This is a genomic window from Methylobacterium sp. A49B (genome assembly GCF_053346215.1).
In genome coordinates, this window is sequence record NZ_JBKFBO010000124.1 from 22,948 (window position 1) to 29,386 (window position 6,439).

The window sequence follows — 6,439 nt, forward strand, 5'->3', positions numbered from 1 at the left end:
GGTCGTCCTCCTCCGCGCCCGCCGCTCGCCGGGGCAGTGCGCGCGGGGAGCTTCGAATACGTGCATTCAAAATGCAATCTCGGGACGCGACCCTTGCCGGGTGCGTGTCAGCGCATGCCGCGTCCCGTTGTGGCCGGACCGCCGGACCGGAGGAACGGTCCGATCCGTCAGGGAGCTTGCCGCTTTCCGGCTTGTCGCATCGGCGGCCGCCTGTAAGCCTATCCAAAATACGATTCGCGCGAGCGCCGGATCGACCTGGGAGGATGCCATGAAGATCCCGTTGCTCGGCACGCTCGCCTGCGCGCTCGCGCTCGCGACCCCGGCCGCCGCGGCTCCGGCCGCCGCGCAGGCGCCGATCGTCATCAAGTTCAGCCACGTCACCACCACGGACACGCCGAAGGGCCAGGGCGCCGAGCGCTTCAAGCAGCTCGCCGAAGAGCGCACGAAGGGCGCCGTGAAGGTCGAGATCTACCCGAACAGCACGCTCTACAAGGACAAGGAGGAGGTGGAGATGCTCCAGCTCGGCGCCGTGCAGATGCTGGCGCCGTCCACCAGCAAGTTCGGCCCCCTCGGCGTCAAGGAGTACGAGGCCTTCGACCTGCCCTACATCTTCCCCAACGAGCAGGTGCTGCGCCGCGTCCAGGACGGGCCGATCGGGCAGGGATTGTTCAAGAAGCTGGAATCCAAGGGCATCACGGGCCTCGGCTACTGGGACAACGGCTTCAAGATCCTCACGTCCAACAAGCCGATGCACGCGCCGGAGGACATGCGGGGCCTGAAGTTCCGCATCCAGTCCTCGAAGGTGCTGGAGGCCCAGTTCAAGCAGCTCGGCGCGCTGCCCCAGGTGCTGGCCTTCTCGGAGCTGTACCAGGCGCTCCAGACCGGCGTGGTCGACGGGCAGGAGAACCCGCCCTCGAACGTCACCACGCAGAAGCTCAACGAGGTGCAGAAGCACGCCTCGCTGACCTATCACGGCTACGTCGGCTACGCGGTGATCGTGAACAAGGGCTTCTGGGACGGCCTGCCCGCCGACATCCGCACCACGCTGGAGGGCGCCATGAAGGAGGCGACCGCCTACGAGCACGAGATCGCCGACAAGCAGAACGCGCAGGCGCTCGCCGACATCCGCGCCACCGGCAAGACCGAGGTCTACACGCCGACCGAGGCCGAGAACGCCGCGTGGCGCAAGGCGCTCGCGCCGGTCCAGCGCGAGATGGCCGCCCGCGTCGGCAAGGATCTGGTCGCCGCCCTCAACAAGGAAGCCGAAGGCGCGCCGAACAACTGATCCGATTCCGCGCCCGGCCATGCTGCTGAAGATCCTCGACCGGCTCGAAGAGGTGCTGATCGGCACGCTGATGGCGGCCGCCACCGTGATCACCTTCGCCACGGTGGTGCACCGGTTCCTCTCCGGCATCCCCACCCTGCAGGACTACACGGACCGGATCGACTTCGGCTGGTCCCAGGAACTGTGCATCTACATGTTCATCTGGGTCGCCAAGTTCGGCGCGGCCTACGGCGTGCGCACCGGCATCCATGTGGGCGTCGACGTGCTGGTCAACCGGCTGCCGCCCGGGGCGCGCCGGGCCATGGTGCTGCTCAGCCTCGCGGCCGGCGCCCTGTTCACCGGCATCGTGGGCACGCTCGGCGCGAGCTTCGTCTGGCGCATCGGCCACACCGACCAGACCACGCCCGACATGGAGATCCCGGTCTGGATCGTCTACCTCGCGATCCCGCTCGGCTCCTACCTGATGTGCTTCCGCTTCCTGCAGGTCGCCTGGACCTTCCTGCGGACCGGCCACCTGCCGGCCCGCGACCACGCCCATGTCGACGGGGTCCCGACGGTCGAGGGCGTCGACCCGATCCAGCTCGGCCGCGAGGGAGGCCCGGCATGAGTGGCCCAGCATGAGCGGCCTGATCATCTTCGGGCTGCTGATCGCCCTGATGCTCACCGGCATGCCGATCTCGATCGCGCTCGGCCTGACGGTGCTGACCTTCCTGTTCACCCTGACGCAGGTGCCGATCGAGAGCGTGGCGCTCAAGCTGTTCACCGGGATCGAGAACTTCTCGATCATGGCGATCCCGTTCTTCATCCTGGCCGGCAACTTCCTGGCCCATGGCGGCGTGGCCCGGCGGATGATCGCGTTCACGACCTCCCTGGTCGGGCACTGGCCCGGCGGCCTGGGACTTGCGGGCGTGGTCGCCTGCGCGCTGTTCGCCGCCGTGTCGGGATCGAGCGTGGCGACCGTGGTGGCGATCGGCTCGATCATCCTGCCGGCCATGGTGGCGGAGGGCTACCCGAAGCGCTTCGGCGCCGGGATCATCACCACCTCGGGGGCGCTGGGCATCCTGGTGCCGCCCTCGATCATCCTGGTGCTCTACGGGGTCTCGACGAATTCCTCGATCGGCAACCTGTTCCTGGCCGGCGTGATGCCCGGCCTCGTCCTGTCGTTCATGCTCGGCGCCGTGACCTTTGTGATCGCCAAGCGCCGCGGCTACCCGCGCCTGCCGAAGGCCAGCTGGGGCGCGCGGCTGCGGGCGTTCCGCGAGAGCGTCTGGGGCCTGTTCCTGGTGGTGATGGTGATCGGCGGCATCTATGCCGGGATTTTCACGCCGACCGAGGCGGCCGCCACGGCCGCGGTCTACGCCTTCGTGATCGCGGTGTTCGTCTACCGCGACCTGAAGCTCTCCGACGTGCCCCGCGTGCTGCTCGCCTCGGCCAACATGAGCGCGATGCTGCTCTACATCATCACGAACGCGGTGCTGTTCTCCTTCCTGATGACCTCGGAGAACATCCCCCAGACGATGGCGGCGTGGCTGATCGCCATGAACTTCAGCCCGCTGGTCTTCCTGCTGGTGGTCAACATCATCCTGCTGATCGCCGGCAACGTGATGGAGCCGTCCTCGATCCTGCTGATCATGGCGCCGATCCTGTTCCCGATCGCCGTCAAGCTCGGGATCGACCCGATCCATTTCGGGATCATCATGGCGGTGAACATGGAGGTCGGCCTCTGCCACCCGCCGGTGGGGCTCAACCTCTACGTGGCGAGCGGCATCGCCCATATGGGCATCTCGGAGCTCACGGTGGCGGTGCTGCCGTGGCTCCTGACGATGCTGGGCTTCCTGGTCCTCGTGACCTACTGGCCCGCTCTGTCCCTGTGGCTCCCCCGGGCCCTCGGGGCGATGTGAGATTCGGTCGCCTCCTGAGTTCGCCGGCCACGGGCGGCTAGGCGGACCCGGCAGACGGCGGTCCGGCTACTGCGCTTCCGCTGCCACCCGCACGGCGGCGACGAAGGTCGCGATGAGCGGTTCCGTCGTCTTGGTCCACAGCGCGTGGACGTCGGCCTGGATCCGCGGTCCGCGAACAGGTCGGTACACGACCTCCGCATGGGCGAGCCGCGCCACGGATTCGGGGATGATGGCGATGCCGAGCCCCGCCGCGACCAAGCTCGTCAGGGAGGCGGCCTCGACCACCTGATAGGTGATCTTCGGCTCGAACCCGGCCTCGACGCAGCATTGCCAGAGATGCTTGGCGAAGAGGGAATCCACCAGCCGGAAGAAGACGAACGTCTCCTCGGCGAGGTCGGACAGGGTGACCGGCCCGTCCGCGAGACGATGCCCCCGCGGGAGCACGATGCTGACACTCTCCCGCCAAGCCAGCGCGCTGACCAGCGCGCTGTCCTGGGGCGGGCAGCGCAGCAGGCTCACGTCGGTCTGACCGGCCTTCAGCATCGCGATCTGCCGGTCCGGCGCCATCTCGTGGAGACGCAAGTCGACATCCGGATTGCCCCGCGAGAAGTCCCGGATCGCCCGACCGAGGGGTCCGGCGAGCATCGAGCCCGTCAGGCCCACATTGATGATGCCCGCCGTGCCGGAGCCGATGGCGCGCGCGCGGCCGACGGCCTCCCCCGCCTTCTCCAGGATGGCGATCACCTGGGCGTGGAAATCGACACCCGCCTTCGTCAGGGCGACCCGGCGGGTGGTGCGCTCGAAGAGCGGCGTGCCGACCTCGGCCTCGAGGTCGCGGATCTGCTGGCTGAGCGGCGGCTGCGCGACGCCCAGGCTCTCGGCAGCGGCCGTGAAGCTGAGATGCTTCGCGACGGCCGCGAAGTAGCGCAGGTGCCGGAGTTCCATATGACCATTTCATACCACCACAGTCTGAATAGCAATGAAAAGAATATTTGACGTCTCAATTTTCCAGCACGATTGTGCCGAACGCGTCCGTTCGATCCCGCTGCGTTGCACAATGACGCCGCCCAGGACGCCGCCGTGAAACCCAGGAGAAGGTCCGATGAAGCGCTTCGTCTCGTCGCTGTTCGGGCAGGTGGTTGCCGCCCTGGTCCTCGGGATCGTCATCGGCATGGTCTGGCCCGGCTTCGCGGTGGCCCTCAAGCCGCTGGGCGACGCCTTCATCAAGCTCATCAAGATGGCGATCGCGCCGCTCGTCTTCGGCGTCGTCGTGCATGGGATCGTCGGAGCCGGTGACCTTCGGAAGGTCGGCCGCGTCGGCCTGAAGTCGCTGATCTACTTCGAGGCCGTGACGACCGTCGCCCTCGTGCTGGGTCTCGTCCTCGCCTATGTCTTCGCCCCCGGCCACGGCATGAACGTCGACGTCGCGTCCCTCGATGCCAAGGCGATCGCCGGCTACACCGATCGCGTCGGGCAGGTCACCGGGACGGTCGACTTCCTGATGAAGCTCGTGCCGACGACCTTCGTCGATGCCTTCGCCAAGGGTGACATCCTTCAGGTCCTCATCCTCGCGATCCTGTTCGGATCCGGCCTCTCCCTGCTCGGCGAGCGCGGCAAGCCGCTGGCCGAGAGCCTCGAGCGCATCACCGAAGTCCTGTTCCGGATCATCGGCTTCATCGTGAAGCTCGCGCCGCTCGGTGTGCTCGGCGCGGTGGCGTTCACGGTCGGCAAGTACGGCGTCGGCTCGCTGAAGCAGCTCGGCATGCTGGTCGCGCTGTTCTACGCGGGCGTGGCCTTCTTCGTCCTCGTGGTGCTCGGCGGCATCATGCGGCTCGCGGGCTTCAGCATCCTGAAGTTCCTGGCCTATCTCCGCGAGGAGCTGACGGTGGTGGCGGGCACGGCCTCCTCGGACAGCGTGCTGCCGCAGGTGATGCGCAAGCTGGAGCGCCTCGGCATCAAGGATTCGACCGTCGGCCTCGTGATCCCGACCGGCTACTCCTTCAACCTCGACGCCTTCTCGCTCTACCTGACCCTCGCCACGGTCTTCATCGCGCAGGCGACCAACACCGACCTCTCCTTCGGCCACCTGATGCTGATCCTCGGCATCGCGCTCCTGACATCGAAGGGCGCCCATGGCGTGCCGGGCTCTGCGATCGTCGTCCTCGCCGCGACGCTGTCGGCGGTGCCGGAGATCCCGGTGATCGGGCTGGTGCTGGTCCTGTCGATCGATTGGTTCGTCGGCATCGCCCGGGCGCTGGGCAACCTGATCGGCAATTGCGTGGCGACGGTGGTGATCGCCGCCTGGGAGGGCGACATCGATCGGGCCCAGGCCCACCGCGTGCTCAACCGCGAGACGACGACCGACAGTGTCGAGATCCTCGAAGCGCCGGTCGCGGAACCCCGCATCGCCTGACGCGCCCGAGCCAACCTGGGAGACGCCGATGACCGCGCCGCGCTACAACCCCGCCTGCGGGGGCCTTCCGCCGCAGACCGCCCTGATGACCGGCCGGGCCGTGTTCACCGAGGCCTACGCAGTCATCCCGAAGGGCGTGATGAGCGACATCGTCACCAGCGTCCTGCCGTTCTGGACCGGCACGCGGACCTGGATGCTGTCCCGGCCGCTCTCGGGCTTCTCGGAGACCTTCGCGCAGGCCCTGATGGAGATCGCCCCCGGCGGCGGCAGCGAGCAGCCCGAGCCGGATCCCGAGGCCGAGGGCGTGCTCTTCGTGGTCGGCGGCCAGCTGCGGCTCGTCCTCGACGGGCGCGCGCACGCCCTGCGGCCCGGCAGCTACGCCTACCTCGCCCCCGGGGCGGCCTGGAGCCTGCGCAACGACGGCGGCGAGCCCGCCCGCGTCCACTGGATCCGCAAGGCCTACGAGCGCGTGCCCGGCCTCGACGCGCCCCCGTCGTTCCTCGCCCACGAAGCCGACGTCACGCCCGCGGCGATGCCCGGTACGGACGGGGCCTGGGCCACCACCCGCTTCGTCGCCGCCGACGACGTGCGCCACGACATGCACGTCAACATCGTGACGCTGCGTCCGGGCGCCTCGATCCCGTTCGAGGAGACCCACGTCATGGAGCACGGGCTGTTCGTGCTGGAGGGCAAGGCGGTCTACCGGCTCAACCGCGACTGGGTCGAGGTCGAGGCCGGCGACTACATGTGGCTGCGCGCCTTCTGCCCCCAGGCCTGCTACGCCGGCGGACCGGGACCCTTCCGCTACCTCCTCTACAAGGACGTCAACCGCCACGCGGC

Annotated in this window: 6 protein-coding genes; 5 read left to right on the forward strand and 1 reads right to left on the reverse strand. The window is 68.2% G+C overall.

The window, feature by feature from the left end:
* The first annotated feature begins 268 nt into the window (after positions 1 to 268).
* Genes ACLBX9_RS25205 through ACLBX9_RS25215 form a run of 3 tightly spaced genes read left to right on the forward strand, consistent with a single transcriptional unit; the run spans position 269 to position 3,186 of the window.
* Positions 269 to 1,285: a TRAP transporter substrate-binding protein gene (locus ACLBX9_RS25205; RefSeq protein ID WP_010687157.1), complete on the forward strand. Its 1,017-nt coding sequence runs from the start codon at positions 269 to 271 to the stop codon at positions 1,283 to 1,285.
* Between the two features lie 19 nt (positions 1,286 to 1,304).
* The gene (locus ACLBX9_RS25210; protein ID WP_010687158.1) at positions 1,305 to 1,892 is read left to right on the forward strand and encodes a TRAP transporter small permease; all 588 of its coding nucleotides are present in this window, start codon (positions 1,305 to 1,307) and stop codon (positions 1,890 to 1,892) included.
* Between the two features lie 10 nt (positions 1,893 to 1,902).
* Positions 1,903 to 3,186 (forward strand): TRAP transporter large permease, encoded by a 1,284-nt coding sequence (locus ACLBX9_RS25215; protein WP_010687159.1) that lies wholly within the window; start codon positions 1,903 to 1,905, stop codon positions 3,184 to 3,186.
* A gap of 66 nt (positions 3,187 to 3,252) precedes the next feature.
* On the opposite strand, the gene ACLBX9_RS25220 is transcribed toward ACLBX9_RS25215, so the two are convergent.
* A complete protein-coding gene (locus ACLBX9_RS25220; RefSeq protein WP_010687160.1) occupies positions 3,253 to 4,131 on the reverse strand; it encodes a LysR family transcriptional regulator in 879 nt (292 codons plus the stop codon).
* Between the two features lie 157 nt (positions 4,132 to 4,288).
* On the opposite strand from ACLBX9_RS25220, the gene ACLBX9_RS25225 reads away from it, so the two are divergent.
* Positions 4,289 to 5,599 (forward strand): dicarboxylate/amino acid:cation symporter, encoded by a 1,311-nt coding sequence (locus tag ACLBX9_RS25225; protein WP_447720857.1) that lies wholly within the window; start codon positions 4,289 to 4,291, stop codon positions 5,597 to 5,599.
* Between the two features lie 28 nt (positions 5,600 to 5,627).
* The coding region (locus ACLBX9_RS25230) for a bifunctional allantoicase/(S)-ureidoglycine aminohydrolase (RefSeq protein WP_447720858.1) at positions 5,628 to 6,439 on the forward strand (812 nt) is incomplete at its 3' end.